Here is a 16,433-nt window from a genome sequence, read left to right as displayed (position 1 = left end):
GAGATGGTGATGCCGGGCGACAACGTGAAGATGGTGGTCACGCTGATCAACCCGGTGGCGATGGACGAAGGCCTGCGTTTCGCGATCCGCGAAGGTGGCCGCACCGTCGGCGCCGGCGTGGTGGCCAAGATCATCAAGTAATGCCCGCTGCGGCGACTTCGGTCGCCGCAGTTTGACGATGTGCAGGCGGCTTCGGCCGTCGGGTTCAGCGAAGGGCGGGCCGGAACCTTCGGTCCGCCTTCGCCGTCTAAGGGAAGTGCAGTCGTTCTTACTACACGCCAGTAGCTCAATTGGCAGAGCAGCGGTCTCCAAAACCGCAGGTTGGGGGTTCGAGTCCCTCCTGGCGTGCCAATCTGCCGCACCCTATCCAGTGACCTTGGTCGCATAGCCGCAAGAGTCGGATGAACAGCAAGATCGAGCATTCCAAAGGCACCGCCGCTTCCTCCGGTGGCGATATCGTCAAGTACGTCATCGCTGCCTTGTTGGTGGTTGCGGGCCTGTTTGTCTGGTTCTGGTTCGGCGAGCCGAGTCGTGCGACGCAGCTGGGTAGCTGGTCCGGGCCGCTGCGTGGCCTGGCGGTCATCGTCGGCCTGGTCGCGGCCGCCGCGGTGTTCCTGCTGACCGCCAAGGGGCGCGAGTCCCGCGAGTTCGTGTCCGAGTCCCGGTTCGAGCTGCGCAAGGTGGTCTGGCCGACCCGTCAGGAAGCGATCCGCACCACCTGGGTCGTGATCGTGGTGGTGATCATTCTGAGTCTGCTGCTGGGCGGGTTCGATTTCCTGATCCAGAAGCTGATGCAGTGGTTCGTGAGTCGTTGAGGAGAGTGCAGCAGTGAAGCGTTGGTATGTCGTTCACGCCTATTCAGGCTTCGAGAAGTCCGTGGCCCAAGCGCTGCGCGACCGCATTGTGCGTGACGAGATGCAGGAGCGCTTCGGTGACGTGCTGGTGCCGACCGAGGAAGTGATCGAAATGCGCTCCGGCCAGAAGCGCCGTTCCGAGCGCAAGTTCTTCCCGGGCTACGTGCTGGTGCAGATCGAGACCCACGAAGAGGCCGGCATCCCGCGAATCGACAACGAAAGCTGGCACCTGGTGAAGGAAACCCCGAAGGTGATGGGGTTCATCGGCGGCACCGCCGATCGTCCGCTGCCGATCCGCGACGAAGAAGCCGATGCGATCCTGCAGCGCGTTCAGGATGGTGTGGAGAAGCCGCGTCCGAAGGTGCTGTTCGAGCCGGGCCAGATGGTCCGCGTCACCGATGGTCCGTTCAATGACTTCAACGGCGTGGTCGAGGAAGTCAACTACGAGAAGAGCCGCCTGCGCGTCGCGGTGCTGATCTTCGGCCGGTCCACCCCGGTGGAGCTGGAATTCGGCCAGGTCGAGAAGGCCTGAGCCCCGCGCCGGCGCAGCTGCGCCGGACGCCAAAATCTCTGCTATACTGCGCGGCTCGCTGTCCAGGCTCGCCGCCTGGCAGGACCGGAAGCCGCCGCAAGGCGGCTTTCTGCGCACTTCAAACGTGATGGCGGGACACGTGATTTTCCCGTCGCGATGGGGAGCCTGCAAGTTGGGCGCTAGCACCCGGAGACCACTGAAATGGCAAAGAAAGTAGTCGGTTACATCAAGCTGCAGGTGAAGGCCGGTCAGGCCAATCCCTCGCCGCCGGTCGGTCCTGCGCTGGGTCAGCGCGGCCTGAACATCATGGAATTCTGCAAGGCGTTCAATGCCGCCACGCAGAAGCTGGAGCCGGGCCTGCCCACTCCGGTCATCATCACGGCCTATTCGGACCGTACCTTCACCTTCATCACCAAGAGCACCCCTGCGAGCGTGCTGTTGAAGAAGGCTGCAGGCGTCACCTCCGGTTCCAAGCGCCCGAACACCGAAAAGGTGGGCAAGGTCACCCGCAAGCAGCTCGAAGAGATCGCCAAGGCGAAGGAAGCCGACCTGACTGCAGCCGAGCTGGAAGCGGCGGTGCGTACGATTGCGGGTTCCGCCCGCAGCATGGGCCTGACGGTGGAGGGTTAAGCGATGGCACAGACCAAGCGACAGAAAGCAATCCGTGCTGCCGTGCAGCCGGGCAAGGCGTATTCGATCGACGAAGCGCTGAAGATCATCAAGTCCACCAGCAAGGCCAAGTTCGTCGAAGCCGTCGACGTGGCCGTGCGCCTGGGCGTGGATGCCAAGAAGTCCGACCAGCAGGTGCGCGGTTCCACCGTGCTGCCGGCCGGTACCGGCAAGAGCGTGCGCGTGGCGGTGTTCGCCCCGGCCGGCGCCAAGGCTGACGAAGCCCTGGCCGCTGGCGCCGAAGCTGTCGGCATGGACGACCTGGCCGAGAAGATGCAGGCCGGCGACCTGAACTACGACGTGGTCATCGCCACCCCGGACGCGATGCGCGTCGTCGGCAAGTTGGGCACGCTGCTGGGCCCGCGCGGCCTGATGCCGAACCCGAAGGTCGGCACCGTGTCGGCCAATCCGGCCGAAGCGGTGAAGAACGCCAAGTCGGGTCAGGTGCGCTACCGCACCGACAAGGCCGGCATCATCCACTGCACCATCGGCAAGGCCAGCTTCGAAGACGATGCGCTGAAGAACAATCTGCAGGCGCTGTTGATGGACCTGGTCAAGGCCAAGCCGGCTACGTCCAAGGGCACCTACCTGCAGAAGATCTCGGTGAGCTCGACCATGGGTCCGGGCGTCACCGTCGATCAGGCTTCGCTGTCCCTGAAGTAATCGCGAGACGGCGGCGCTCCGCGAGGCGCGCCGCCGGTTCCACCCTTTTGAAGGCGTCGCCGAGGGGCAACCCGGAGCGAAGCCGTCAAAGACCGCAGGCGCGGTCGGCGCATACCGACGACGGGCACGGAAGCTCGATATGGCAAGGAGTCGCCGTCGGTACAGCGGGATCGCTTAATCCAGTCCCCTCGGGGACGCGCCGGCGTAGATGGTGCCGCCTTTCTGGAGTTTTTCTGGTTCAGGCCAGTTCGGGATTTCCCGAGCGCGCTCACTCCAGGTCTGGAACGGCCACCAACTGGGATGCCATTCGGCGTCCCCGGCATCCAGGATGGAGGCCGCCCAGGACCGCAAGCGGCAGGAGCCGCAAGCGGAGTATGTTTGAAGCAGGGATTCGGGATTCGGGATTGGAGATTGGCAAGAGCGCATCACGGCTCCTGCGACTCTCGAACCATCGGCCTCGAGCCCAGCTTTAACGGAGGAGTGCAATGGCTCTCAATCTGTCCCAGAAGCAAGAAGTCGTCGCCGAACTGGCAGACGTTGCCGCGAAGGCTCACTCCTTGGTTGCTGCCGAGTACGCCGGCATCACGGTCGCCCAGCTGACCGCGATGCGCAAGAAGGCGCGCGAAACCGGTGTGTACTTGCGTGTTGTCAAGAACACCCTGGCCGCGCGTGCCGTTGCCGGTACCGAATACGAGTGCGTCCAGGACGCGCTGGTCGGTCCGCTGCTGTATGCGTTCTCGACGGAAGAACCCGGCGCTGCCGGTCGTCTGATCAAGGAATTCGCCAAGGGTAACGACAAGCTGCAGACCAAGGTCGTGTCGATGGGTGGCCAGCTGTATCCGGCCGCTCACCTCGAGGTGTTGGCATCGCTGCCGACCCGCGAGCAGGCGCTGGCCATGCTGGCACGCGTCCTCGCCGAGCCGGCGAGCATGTTTGCACGCGCGGTCAAGGCAGTGGGCGACAAGCTCGGTGGTGGCGAAGAAGCCCCCGCCGCAGCGGAAGAAGCCCCGGCCGAAACGGCTTAAGTTCGCGACACCTGAAACGGTTCACTAGAACCTCATCCAGAAAAAAATTCCAAAGGTAATCACAATGTCCCTGTCTAACGAACAGATCGTCGACGCAATCGCCGAAAAGACCCTCATGGAAGTGATGGAGCTGGTCAAGGCCATCGAAGAGAAGTTTGGCGTCTCCGCCGCCGCCCCGGTCGCCGCTGCCGGCCCGGCCGCTGCTGCCGCCCCGGTCGAAGAGCAGACCGAGTTCAACGTCATCCTGAAGGCTGTCGGCGAGAAGAAGGTCGAAGTCATTAAGGCCGTCCGCGCCATCACCGGCCTGGGCCTGAAGGAAGCGAAGGACCTCGTCGAAGGTGCTCCGCAGACCGTCAAGGAAGCCGTGTCGAAGGAAGATTCCGAGAAGTTCAAGAAGGATCTCGAGGCCGCCGGCGCGACCGTCGAAATCAAGTAATCGGCATCTTGCATCGCCAGCGTGTCAGGTGATGCATCGAAGGCTGGGGACGCAAGTCCCCGGCCTTTGGCCGTTGTTGCAAAGCCGGGATTAGAGATTCGGCATTGGAGATTCGGTGGCGGGCGAGTGGCCCATCCCGAATCCCGTCATCCCCAATCTCGGCCTTACCGAGTTGGTAGTTGGAAGTAGCAAGAGAAGGCGTGCTGGTGCCGGCAATACCAGCGACTTCCAACTGACAATTTATGTTCACTCAGGGTCGCGGACGCGCGGCCCGCACAGCCAAGGTGATACCTCATGACGTCTTATTCGTTCACCGAAAAGAAGCGTATCCGCAAGGATTTCGGCAAGCAGCGCTCGATCCTCGAAGTGCCGTTCCTGCTGGCGATCCAGGTGGATTCCTACCGCGAATTCCTGCAGGAAAACACCGATCCGAACAAGCGTTCGGACCACGGCCTGCACGCGGCCCTGAAATCGGTGTTCCCGATCTCCAGCTACAGCGGCAACGCGGCCCTGGAGTACGTCGGCTACAAGCTGGGCGACCCGGTGTTCGACGAGCGTGAATGCCGCCAGCGCGGCATGAGCTACGGCGCCCCGCTGCGCGTGACCGTGCGCCTGGTGATCTACGACCGCGAGTCCTCGACCAAGGCCATCAAGTACGTGAAGGAGCAGGAGGTCTACCTCGGCGAGATCCCGCTGATGACCGACAACGGCACCTTCATCGTCAACGGCACCGAGCGCGTCATCGTCTCGCAGCTGCACCGTTCGCCGGGCGTGTTCTTCGACCACGACCGCGGCAAGACCCACAGCTCGGGCAAGCTGCTGTACAGCGCCCGCATCATCCCGTACCGCGGTTCCTGGCTGGACTTCGAGTTCGACCCGAAGGACGCGCTGTTCACCCGTATCGACCGCCGCCGCAAGCTGCCGGTGTCGATCCTGCTGCGCGCGCTCGGCTACTCGAACGAAGAGATGCTGGCCGAGTTCTTCGAGATCAACACCTTCCACATCGACCCCAAGGAAGGCGTGCAGCTGGAGCTGGTGCCCGAGCGCCTGCGCGGCGAGACGCTGAACTTCGACCTGGCCGATGGCGACAAGGTCATCGTCGAGGCCGGCAAGCGCATCACCGCGCGCCACGTCAAGCAGCTGGAAGCCGCCGGCGTCGCCGCGCTGGCCGTGCCCGACGAGTACCTGGTCGGCCGCATCCTGTCGCACGACGTGGTCGATGCCTCCACCGGCGAACTGCTGGCCAGCGCCAACGACGAGATCAGCGAAGATCAGCTGACCGCGTTCCGCAAGGCTGGCGTCGATGCCGTGGGCACGCTGTGGGTCAACGATCTGGATCGTGGTCCGTACCTGTCCAACACCCTGCGCATCGATCCGACCAAGACCCAGCTGGAAGCGCTGGTCGAGATCTACCGCATGATGCGTCCCGGCGAGCCGCCGACCAAGGACGCCGCGCAGAACCTGTTCCACAACCTGTTCTTCACCTTCGAGCGCTACGACCTGTCCACGGTCGGCCGCATGAAGTTCAACCGTCGTGTCGGCCGCAAGGAAGTCACCGGCGAGTCGGTGCTGTACGACAAGAAGTACTTCGGCGAGCGCAACGACGAAGAGTCCAAGCGCCTGGTCGCCGAGCATGCCGACAGCTCCGACATCCTGGAAGTGATCAAGGTCCTGACCGAGATCCGCAACGGTCGCGGCGTGGTCGACGACATCGATCACCTGGGCAACCGTCGCGTGCGTTCGGTCGGCGAAATGGCCGAGAACGTGTTCCGCGTCGGCCTGGTCCGCGTCGAGCGCGCGGTCAAGGAGCGCCTGTCGATGGCCGAGTCCGAGGGCCTGACCCCGCAGGAGCTGATCAACGCCAAGCCGGTGGCCGCCGCGATCAAGGAGTTCTTCGGCTCCTCGCAGCTGTCGCAGTTCATGGACCAGAACAACCCGCTGTCGGAAGTGACGCACAAGCGCCGCGTTTCCGCGCTGGGCCCGGGCGGCCTGACCCGCGAGCGCGCCGGCTTCGAAGTGCGCGACGTGCATCCGACCCACTACGGCCGCGTCTGCACCATCGAGACGCCGGAAGGCCCGAACATCGGCCTGATCAACTCGCTGGCGGTGTATGCCCGCACCAACCAGTACGGCTTCCTGGAGACGCCGTACCGGAAGGTCGTGGACGGCCAGATCACCGACGACGTCGAGTACCTGTCGGCGATCGAAGAGAACGAGTACGTGATCGCGCAGGCCAACGCGCTGCACGATTCCAAGAGCCGCCTGACCGAGCAGTTCGTGCCGTGCCGCTACCAGGGCGAGTCGCTGCTGAAGCCGCCGGCCGAAGTGCACTTCATGGACGTGTCGCCGATGCAGACCGTGTCCATCGCGGCGGCGCTGGTGCCGTTCCTGGAGCACGATGACGCCAACCGCGCACTGATGGGCGCGAACATGCAGCGCCAGGCCGTGCCGACGCTGCGTGCGCAGAAGCCGCTGGTCGGTACCGGCATCGAGCGCGCCGTGGCGCGCGACTCGGGCGTGACCGTGAACGCCCGCCGTGGCGGCGTGATCGAGCAGATCGACGCCGGCCGCATCGTGGTCAAGGTCAACGAGGAAGAGATCGGCGGCGGCACCGATGCCGGCGTCGACATCTACAACCTGATCAAGTACACGCGTTCCAACCAGAACACCTGCATCAACCAGCGCCCGCTGGTCAATGTGGGCGATGTGATCGCGCGCGGCGACGTGCTGGCCGACGGTCCCTCGACCGACATCGGCGAGCTGGCCCTGGGCCAGAACATGCTGATCGCGTTCATGCCGTGGAACGGCTACAACTTCGAAGACTCCATCCTGCTCTCCGAGCGCGTGGTGGAAGAGGATCGCTACACCACGATCCACATCGAAGAGCTGACCTGCGTGGCGCGCGACACCAAGCTGGGGCCGGAGGAAATCTCCGCCGATATCCCGAACGTGTCCGAGCAGGCGCTGAACCGCCTGGACGAGTCGGGTGTGGTGTACATCGGCGCCGAAGTGCGCGCCGGCGACATCATGGTCGGCAAGGTCACGCCGAAGGGCGAGAGCCAGCTGACCCCGGAAGAGAAGCTGCTGCGCGCGATCTTCGGCGAGAAGGCCTCGGACGTGAAGGACAGCTCGCTGCGCGTGCCGCCGGGCATGGACGGCACCGTCATCGACGTGCAGGTGTTCACCCGCGACGGCATCGAGAAGGACAAGCGCGCCCGCCAGATCGAGGAAAACGAGATCAAGCGGGTCAAGAAGGACTTCGACGACCAGTTCCGCATCCTGGAAAGCGCGATCTATGCGCGTCTGCGCACCCAGCTGATCGGCAAGGTCGCCAACGGCGGCCCGAACCTGAAGAAGGGCGACGCCGTCACCGACGCGTACCTGGACGGGCTGAAGAAGTCCGACTGGTTCGCGCTGCGGATGAAGGACGAGGAGCCGTCGGACGCGATCGAGCGCGCGCAGAAGCAGATCCAGGCGCACGAGAAGGAATTCGAGCGTCGCTTCGCCGACAAGCGCGGCAAGATCACCGCCGGCGACGACCTCGCCCCGGGCGTGCTGAAGATGGTCAAGGTGTTCCTGGCGGTGAAGCGCCGCATCCAGCCCGGCGACAAGATGGCCGGTCGCCACGGCAACAAGGGTGTCGTGTCGATGATCCAGCCGATCGAAGACATGCCGTACATGGCCAACGGCGAGACCGTGGACATCGTGCTGAACCCGCTCGGCGTGCCGTCGCGCATGAACATCGGCCAGGTGCTGGAAGTGCATCTGGGCTGGGCCGCCAAGGGCCTGGGTCGCAAGATCCAGAACATGCTCGAGGCCCAGGCCAAGGTCGCCGACCTGCGCAAGTTCCTGACCCAGATCTACAACCACGACCAGAAGCTGGGCGAGGACCGCGTGGACCTGGATCAGTTCAGCGATGCGGAGCTGCTGGCGCTGTCGAAGAACCTGACCGACGGCGTGCCGATGGCCACCCCGGTGTTCGACGGTGCGACGGAAGCGGAGATCAAGCACATGCTCGAACTCGCCGACCTGCCGATCAGCGGCCAGACCCAGCTGTACGACGGCCGCACCGGCGAGGCGTTCGATCGCCACACCACGGTCGGCTACATGCACATGCTGAAGCTGAACCACCTGGTCGACGACAAGATGCACGCGCGCTCCACCGGTCCGTACTCGCTCGTCACCCAGCAGCCGCTGGGCGGCAAGGCGCAGTTCGGCGGCCAGCGCTTCGGCGAAATGGAAGTCTGGGCGCTGGAAGCCTACGGCGCGGCCTACACCCTGCAGGAAATGCTGACGGTGAAGTCCGACGACGTGCAGGGCCGCAACCAGATGTACAAGAACATCGTCGACGGCGAGCACGAGATGGTCGCGGGCATGCCGGAATCCTTCAACGTCCTGGTGAAGGAAATCCGCTCGCTGGCCATCAACATGGAACTGGAAGACTGATCGCGCAGGCGCGGATGCCCAACGGCATCCGCGCCGCCGCAGCGCTCTGACAGCCCATCGACACGTATTCCTCCTTTCGGAGAAACACCATGAAAGACCTGCTCAACCTCTTCAACCAGCAGCGCCAGACGCTGGACTTCGACGCGATCAAGATCGCGCTGGCCTCGCCGGACCTGATCCGCTCGTGGTCCTTCGGCGAAGTGAAGAAGCCGGAAACGATCAACTACCGTACCTTCAAGCCCGAGCGCGACGGCCTGTTCTGCGCCGCCATCTTCGGCCCGATCAAGGACTACGAGTGCCTGTGCGGCAAGTACAAGCGCATGAAGCACCGTGGCGTGGTCTGCGAGAAGTGCGGCACCGAAGTGACCCTGGCCAAGGTGCGCCGCGAGCGCATGGGCCACATCGACCTGGCCTCGCCGGTCGCGCACATCTGGTTCCTGAAGTCGCTGCCGTCGCGCATCGGCCTGATGCTGGACATGACCCTGCGCGACATCGAGCGCGTGCTGTACTTCGAAGCCTACGTGGTGACCGAGCCGGGCCTGACCGCCCTGGAGCGCCGCCAGCTGCTGACCGAAGAGCAGTTCCTGACCGCGCGCCAGGAGCACGGCGACGACTTCGACGCCGCGATGGGCGCCGAGGCGGTGTACGAGCTGCTGCGCACGATCGACCTGCAGTCGGAAATGACCCGCCTGCGCGAAGAGATCGCCGGCACCGGTTCGGAAACCAAGCTCAAGCGTCTGACCAAGCGCATCAAGCTGGTCGAAGCCTTCCTCGAGTCGGGCAACCGTCCGGAGTGGATGGTGATGACCGTGCTGCCGGTGCTGCCGCCGGATCTGCGTCCGCTGGTGCCGCTGGACGGCGGCCGCTTCGCGACCTCCGACCTGAACGACCTGTACCGCCGCGTCATCAACCGCAACAACCGCCTGCGCCGCCTGCTCGAGCTCAACGCGCCGGACATCATCGTGCGCAACGAAAAGCGCATGCTGCAGGAATCGGTGGATGCGCTGCTGGATAACGGCCGCCGCGGCCGTGCCATCACCGGCACGAACAAGAGGCCTTTGAAGTCGCTGGCCGACATGATCAAGGGCAAGCAGGGCCGGTTCCGCCAGAACCTGCTCGGCAAGCGCGTCGACTACTCCGGCCGTTCGGTCATCGTGGTCGGCCCGACCCTGCGCCTGCACGAGTGCGGCCTGCCGAAGAAGATGGCGCTGGAGCTGTTCAAGCCGTTCGTGTTCGCCAAGCTGCAGCGTCGCGGCCTGGCCACCACCATCAAGGCCGCCAAGAAGCTGGTCGAGCGCGAAGAAGCCGAAGTCTGGGACATCCTGGAAGAGGTCATCCGCGAGCATCCGGTGCTGCTGAACCGTGCGCCGACCCTGCACCGTCTGGGCATCCAGGCGTTCGAGCCGGTGCTGATCGAAGGCAAGGCGATCCAGCTGCATCCGCTGGTGTGTACCGCGTTCAACGCCGACTTCGACGGCGACCAGATGGCCGTGCACGTGCCGCTGTCGCTGGAAGCGCAGCTGGAAGCGCGCGCGCTGATGATGTCCACCAACAACATCCTGTCGCCGGCCAACGGCGAGCCGATCATCGTGCCGTCGCAGGACGTGGTGCTGGGCCTGTACTACATGAGCCGCGCCCTGGAGAACAAGAAGGGCGAGGGCATGGTGTTCGCCAACATCGCCGAAGTGAAGCGCGCCTACGACAACCGCGTGGTCGAACTGCACGCCAAGGTCAAGGTCCGCATCACCGAGACGGTGATCGACGAGGACGGCAACCGCAGCAAGAAGACCTCGATCGTGGACACCACGATCGGGCGCGCGCTGCTGGCCGAAATCCTGCCGGAAGGCCTGCCGTTCGCGCTGGCCAACACCGAGCTGACCAAGAAGAACATCAGCCGCCTGATCAACTCCAGCTACCGCCAGCTGGGCCTGAAGGACAGCGTCGTGTTCGCCGACAAGCTGATGTACACCGGCTTCGCCTACGCGACCCGCGCCGGCGTGTCGATCGGCATCGACGACATGCTGATCCCGTCGGAGAAGAAGGGCATCCTCGGCGAAGCCGAGCAGGAAGTGCTGGAAATCCAGGAGCAGTACCAGTCCGGTCTGGTCACCGCCGGCGAGCGCTACAACAAGGTCGTGGACATCTGGTCGCGCACCAACGAGCGCATCGCCAAGGCGATGATGGACACCATCGGTACCGAGAAGGTCACCAATGCCAAGGGCGAGATCATCGACCAGAAGTCGATGAACTCCCTGTACATCATGGCCGACTCCGGCGCGCGTGGTAGCCAGGCGCAGATCCGTCAGCTGGCCGGTATGCGCGGCCTGATGGCGCGTCCGGACGGCTCGATCATCGAGACCCCGATCAAGGCCAACTTCCGCGAAGGCCTGAACGTGCAGGAGTACTTCAACTCCACCCACGGCGCGCGTAAGGGTCTGGCCGATACCGCGCTGAAGACCGCCAACTCGGGTTACCTGACCCGGCGTCTGGTCGACGTGGCGCAGGACGTGGTCATCACCGAGCCGGATTGCGGCACCAGCGACGGCCTGACCATGACCCCGATCGTGGAAGGCGGCGACGTGGTCGAGCCGTTGAAGGATCGCGTGCTCGGCCGCGTGGTGGCCGAGGACGTGTTCCTGCCGGGCAACGACGAGGATCCGATCGTCACCCGCAACACGCTGCTCGACGAGCAGTGGGTTGCCAAGCTGGAAGAGGCCGGCGTGCAGACGCTGAAGGTGCGCTCCACGATCACCTGCGAATCCTCGTTCGGCGTGTGCGCCCGCTGCTACGGCCGCGACCTGGCGCGCGGTCACCTGGTCAACATCGGCGAAGCCGTCGGCGTCATCGCCGCGCAGTCGATCGGCGAGCCGGGTACCCAGCTGACCATGCGTACCTTCCACATCGGCGGCGCGGCCTCGCGTGCGGCGGCGGTGGACAACATCACGGTCAAGACCACCGGTTCGATCAAGTTCAACAACCTCAAGTCGGTCGAGCACGCCAACGGTTCGCTGGTGGCGGTGTCGCGTTCGGGCGAGCTGTCGGTGCTCGACGGCCACGGCCGCGAGCGCGAGCGCTACAAGCTGGCCTACGGCGCCACGATCACCGCGAAGGACGGCGACGCGGTCAAGGCCGGCCAGTCGGTCGCCAACTGGGATCCGCATAACCACCCGATCGTATCGGAAGTGGCCGGTTTCATCCGCTTCATCGACTTCATCGACGGCGTCACCGTCATCGAGAAGACCGACGATCTGACCGGCCTGGCCTCGCGCGAGATCACCGATCCGAAGCGTCGCGGCACCCAGGCCAAGGACCTGCGCCCGATCGTGCGCATCGTCGACGGCAAGGGCAACGACCTGACCATCCCGGGCACCGATCTGCCGGCGCAGTACCTGCTGCCGCCGCGCTCGATCGTCAACCTGCAGGACGGTGCGGCGGTGGGCGTGGGCGACGTGGTCGCCAAGATCCCGCAGGAAGCGTCGAAGACCCGCGACATCACCGGTGGTCTGCCGCGCGTGGCCGATCTGTTCGAAGCGCGCAAGCCGAAGGATCCCGCGATCCTGGCCGAGCGCTCGGGCATCATCAGCTTCGGCAAGGACACCAAGGGCAAGCAGCGCCTGATCATCAAGGACACCGATGGTTCGGAACACGAAGAGCTGATCCCGAAGTACCGCCAGATCATCGTGTTCGAAGGCGAGCACGTGGCCAAGGGCGAGACCGTGGTCGACGGCGAGCCGAGCCCGCAGGACATCCTGCGCCTGCTCGGCGTGGAGCCGCTGGCCGCCTACCTGGTCAAGGAAATCCAGGACGTGTATCGCCTGCAGGGCGTGAAGATCAACGACAAGCACATCGAGGTCATCACCCGGCAGATGCTGCGCAAGGTCGAGATCACCGACCAGGGCAACAGCAAGTTCCTCAACGGCGAGCAGGCCGAGCGCCAGCGCGTCATCGAGGAAAATGCCCGCCTGGCCACCCGCAACGAACTGCCGGCCAAGTACGACCCGGTGCTGCTGGGCATCACCAAGGCCTCGCTGGCCACCGAGTCGTTCATCTCGGCGGCATCGTTCCAGGAAACCACCCGCGTCCTCACCGAAGCGGCGGTCCGCGGCACAAGCGATACGCTGCGCGGCCTGAAGGAAAACGTGATCGTCGGCCGCCTGATCCCGGCCGGCACCGGCCTGGCCTACCACAGCCTGCGCCGTCGCAACTCCAGCGGCCTGACCGAGTCGGAGATGCAGACCCTGTCCGGCGGCAACGCCGAGCCGGCGGTCGAAACGCCCGCACCGGCGGCTGCCAGCAGCGAAGAGTGAGCCCGATCGGCCCCGTGCGCGGGGCCGGTCGTACCAAGCGAAAGGGGGCGCAGCGGATGCGCCCCGTGTTCCGGTCCGGGAGGGACCAGCAAGTTAAGTTTCCGTTGAGTTGACGGAGCTTTTACTTGCCCGCTATACTTTCCTGTCTCGGCAGGCCGTCCTTCGGCCTGCCTTCGTTTTCACGCATCCAGGCCCCACGGCCTCAATCAGAAGAATCCACTGATGGCGACGATCAACCAGCTGGTCCGCAAGCCGCGGCAGGCGACCACCTACAAGAGCGCCTCCCCGGCGCTTGACAAGTGCCCGCAGCGCCGTGGCGTCTGCACGCGCGTGTACACCACCACCCCGAAGAAGCCGAACTCGGCCCTGCGTAAGGTCGCCAAGGTGCGCCTGACGAACCAGGAAGAGGTCATCAGCTACATCGGCGGCGAAGGCCACAACCTGCAGGAGCACTCCGTGGTCCTGATCCGCGGCGGTCGCGTCAAGGATCTGCCGGGCGTGCGCTACCACACCGTGCGCGGTTCGCTCGATGCCGCCGGCGTCGCCAAGCGTCGCCAGGGTCGTTCCAAGTACGGCGCCAAGCGTCCGAAGAGCTAAGGGAAAGCACACAAATGTCTCGTAAAGGTTCTACTCCGCAGCGCACCGTCCTGCCGGATCCCAAGCACGGCAGCGAAACCATCGCCCGGTTCATCAACATGGTGATGCTGAGCGGCAAGAAGTCGGTCGCCGAAAAGATCGTCTATGGCGCAATGGACGTCATCGGCGAGAAAAGCCCGAACGCGGTCGAGCTGGTGCAGAAGGCACTGGACAACGTCGCTCCGGCGGTCGAAGTCAAGTCGCGTCGCGTCGGCGGTGCCACGTACCAGGTGCCGGTCGAGGTGCGTTCCTCCCGTCGCATGGCGCTGGCCATGCGCTGGCTGATCGACTCGGCGCGCAAGCGCGGCGAGAACTCGATGCCGCGCAAGCTCGCGGCCGAGCTGGTCGACGCCTCGGAAAACCGTGGTGGCGCCATCAAGAAGCGTGAAGAAACCCACCGCATGGCGGAAGCGAACAAGGCGTTCGCGCATTACCGCTGGTGACCTTCCGGGCCTTGGAAACAGGGCCCGTCAGCACAATCTGTATGTGCTGCTAGCGGCGCCGCTGAGCGCTGCACAAATCCGAAGGCCGCCGCAAGGCGGCGTTCGGCCATCCGCAATCCAAGAATTCTGAGAGGCTCCCTGTGGCCCGCAACACTCCCATCGAGCGTTACCGCAACTTCGGCATCATGGCCCACATCGATGCCGGCAAGACCACCACCTCCGAACGCATCCTGTTCTACACCGGCGTCAGCCACAAGATCGGCGAGGTGCATGACGGTGCCGCGACGATGGACTGGATGGAGCAGGAGCAGGAGCGTGGCATCACCATCACCTCCGCCGCGACCACCGCGTTCTGGAGCGGCATGGACAAGTCGCTGCCGCAGCACCGCTTCAACATCATCGACACCCCCGGGCACGTCGACTTCACCATCGAAGTCGAGCGTTCGCTGCGCGTGCTCGACGGCGCGGTGTTCGTGCTGTGCGCGGTCGGCGGCGTGCAGCCGCAGTCCGAGACCGTGTGGCGCCAGGCCAACAAGTACGCGGTGCCGCGTCTTGCCTTCGTCAACAAGATGGACCGTACCGGCGCCAACTTCGACAAGGTGGTCGAGCAGCTGAAGTCGCGCCTGGGTGCCTACCCGGTGCCGATGCAGGTGCCGATCGGCGCCGAGGACGGCTTCGAGGGTGTGGTCGACCTGCTCAAGATGAAGGCGGTCCATTGGGATACCGCTTCGCAGGGCACCGTGTTCGAATACCGCGAGATCCCCGCCAACCTGGCCGACAAGGCCGTCGAGGCGCGCGCGTTCATGGTCGAGGCCGCGGCCGAAGCCAACGAAGAGCTGATGGACAAGTACCTCAACGAGGGCGAGCTGTCCGAAGAGGAAATCGTCAGCGGCCTGCGCGAGCGCACCCTGAAGGTGGAAGTGGTGCCGGTGTACTGCGGCACCGCGTTCAAGAACAAGGGCGTGCAGGCGATGCTCGACGGCGTGATCCAGCTGCTGCCGTCGCCCAGCGACCGTCCGCCGGTCAAGGGCATCGACGAGGACGACAAGGAAGACAGCCGTCCGGCCACCGACACCGCGCCGTTCTCGGCGCTGGCGTTCAAGATCATGACCGATCCGTTCGTGGGCTCGCTGACCTTCTTCCGCGTCTACTCCGGCACGCTGAACTCCGGCGACCAGGTGTACAACCCGGTCAAGTCGAAGAAGGAGCGCGTGGGCCGCATCCTGCAGATGCACTCCAACAATCGCGAAGAGATCAAGGAAGTGCGCGCGGGCGACATCGCCGCGGCGGTGGGCCTGAAGGACGTCACCACCGGCGACACGCTGTGCGCGCAGGATCACATCATCATCCTGGAGCGCATGGTGTTCCCGGAGCCGGTGATCTCGATGGCGGTGGAGCCGAAGACCAAGTCGGACCAGGAAAAGATGGGTATCGCGCTGAGCCGCCTGGCCCAGGAAGATCCCTCGTTCCGCGTCAACACCGACGAAGAATCCGGCCAGACCATCATCCGCGGCATGGGCGAGTTGCACCTGGAAATCATGGTCGACCGCATGAAGCGCGAGTTCAACGTCGAAGCCAACGTCGGCAAGCCGCAGGTGGCCTACCGCGAGACCATCCGCAAGGCGGTCAAGCAGGAAGGCAAGTTCGTGCGCCAGTCCGGCGGTAAGGGCCAGTACGGTCATGTCGTGCTCGAGATCGAGCCGCAGGAGCGTGGCCTGGGCTACACCTTCGAGAACGCGATCGTCGGCGGCGTGGTGCCGAAGGAATACATCCCGGCGGTGGACAAGGGCATCCAGGAAGCGGTGGCCAACGGCGTGATGGCCGGCTACCCGATCGTGGACATCAAGGTGCGCCTGATCGACGGTTCGTACCATGACGTCGACTCCTCGGAAATGGCGTTCAAGATCGCCGGCTCGATGGGCTTCAAGGAAGGCTTCAACAAGGCCAGCCCGGTCCTGCTGGAGCCGATCATGAAGGTCGAAGTGGTGACCCCGGAAGACTATCTGGGCGACGTGATGGGCGACGTCAGCCGTCGTCGCGGCATCCTGCAGGGCCAGGACGACAGTCCGTCCGGCAAGGTGATCAACGCGATGGTGCCGCTGGGCGAAATGTTCGGCTACGCCACCACGCTGCGCTCCATGTCGCAGGGTCGCGCCACGTTCTCGATGGAATTCGACCATTACGCCGAAGCGCCGGCCAACATCGCCGAATCGGTCATCAAGAAAAGCTGACATCAGTGAGACGGGATTCGGGATGCGGGCATAGCCAGTCCCGCATCCCGCTCCCTTGTCCCCCATTACGAATTACAAGGTAAATACATCATGGCAAAGGGTAAGTTCGAGCGCACCAAGCCGCACGTCAACGTCGGCACCATCGGTCACGTCGACCACGGCAAGACCACGCTGACCGCGGCGCTGACCAA

The 16,433-nt window shown here is 64.6% G+C and carries 12 protein-coding genes, 1 tRNA gene and 1 pseudogene; all 14 read left to right on the top strand.

Annotated features, from left to right (window positions below):
• Window positions 1-141: pseudogene (locus HDC36_RS23245) on the top strand (elongation factor Tu); the annotation flags it as partial.
• Window positions 142-275: 134 nt separating this feature from the next.
• A tRNA-Trp gene (locus tag HDC36_RS23240) sits at window positions 276-351 on the top strand.
• A gap of 50 nt (window positions 352-401) precedes the next feature.
• On the top strand, window positions 402-815 hold the full coding sequence (secE, locus tag HDC36_RS23235; protein WP_179571233.1) for a preprotein translocase subunit SecE: 414 nt from the start codon (window positions 402-404) through the stop codon (window positions 813-815).
• A gap of 13 nt (window positions 816-828) precedes the next feature.
• Window positions 829-1,386: a transcription termination/antitermination protein NusG gene (gene nusG, locus HDC36_RS23230; protein WP_179571232.1), complete on the top strand. Its 558-nt coding sequence runs from the start codon at window positions 829-831 to the stop codon at window positions 1,384-1,386.
• Between the two features lie 201 nt (window positions 1,387-1,587).
• Window positions 1,588-2,016: a 50S ribosomal protein L11 gene (rplK, locus tag HDC36_RS23225; protein ID WP_145699993.1), complete on the top strand. Its 429-nt coding sequence runs from the start codon at window positions 1,588-1,590 to the stop codon at window positions 2,014-2,016.
• A 3-nt stretch (window positions 2,017-2,019) separates the two neighbouring features.
• A complete protein-coding gene (gene rplA / locus HDC36_RS23220) occupies window positions 2,020-2,718 on the top strand; it encodes a 50S ribosomal protein L1 (protein ID WP_179571231.1) in 699 nt (232 codons plus the stop codon).
• Window positions 2,719-3,203: 485 nt separating this feature from the next.
• A complete protein-coding gene (rplJ, locus tag HDC36_RS23215) occupies window positions 3,204-3,743 on the top strand; it encodes a 50S ribosomal protein L10 (protein WP_064537966.1) in 540 nt (179 codons plus the stop codon).
• A gap of 64 nt (window positions 3,744-3,807) precedes the next feature.
• Window positions 3,808-4,179, top strand: coding sequence for a 50S ribosomal protein L7/L12 (gene rplL, locus HDC36_RS23210; protein WP_003469142.1), 372 nt, complete (start codon window positions 3,808-3,810; stop codon window positions 4,177-4,179).
• 294 nt (window positions 4,180-4,473) lie between these two features.
• A complete protein-coding gene (gene rpoB, locus HDC36_RS23205; protein WP_179571230.1) occupies window positions 4,474-8,625 on the top strand; it encodes a DNA-directed RNA polymerase subunit beta in 4,152 nt (1,383 codons plus the stop codon).
• Between the two features lie 89 nt (window positions 8,626-8,714).
• On the top strand, window positions 8,715-12,932 hold the full coding sequence (rpoC, locus tag HDC36_RS23200) for a DNA-directed RNA polymerase subunit beta' (protein WP_179571229.1): 4,218 nt from the start codon (window positions 8,715-8,717) through the stop codon (window positions 12,930-12,932).
• A gap of 222 nt (window positions 12,933-13,154) precedes the next feature.
• Entirely contained in the window at window positions 13,155-13,529 is a 375-nt protein-coding gene (gene rpsL, locus HDC36_RS23195) for a 30S ribosomal protein S12 (RefSeq protein ID WP_003469157.1), read from the top strand.
• 14 nt (window positions 13,530-13,543) lie between these two features.
• Window positions 13,544-14,011 (top strand): 30S ribosomal protein S7, encoded by a 468-nt coding sequence (rpsG, locus tag HDC36_RS23190; protein ID WP_179571228.1) that lies wholly within the window; start codon window positions 13,544-13,546, stop codon window positions 14,009-14,011.
• A 140-nt stretch (window positions 14,012-14,151) separates the two neighbouring features.
• On the top strand, window positions 14,152-16,242 hold the full coding sequence (fusA, locus tag HDC36_RS23185) for an elongation factor G (protein ID WP_179571227.1): 2,091 nt from the start codon (window positions 14,152-14,154) through the stop codon (window positions 16,240-16,242).
• Between the two features lie 90 nt (window positions 16,243-16,332).
• A partial coding sequence (locus HDC36_RS23180; protein ID WP_031270842.1) for a GTP-binding protein occupies window positions 16,333-16,433 on the top strand: 101 nt, incomplete at its 3' end.

The organism is Xanthomonas sp. JAI131 (assembly GCF_013410075.1).
Lineage (GTDB): Bacteria > Pseudomonadota > Gammaproteobacteria > Xanthomonadales > Xanthomonadaceae > Xanthomonas_A > Xanthomonas_A bonasiae.
This window is presented reverse-complemented; position numbering and strand designations above follow the sequence as displayed.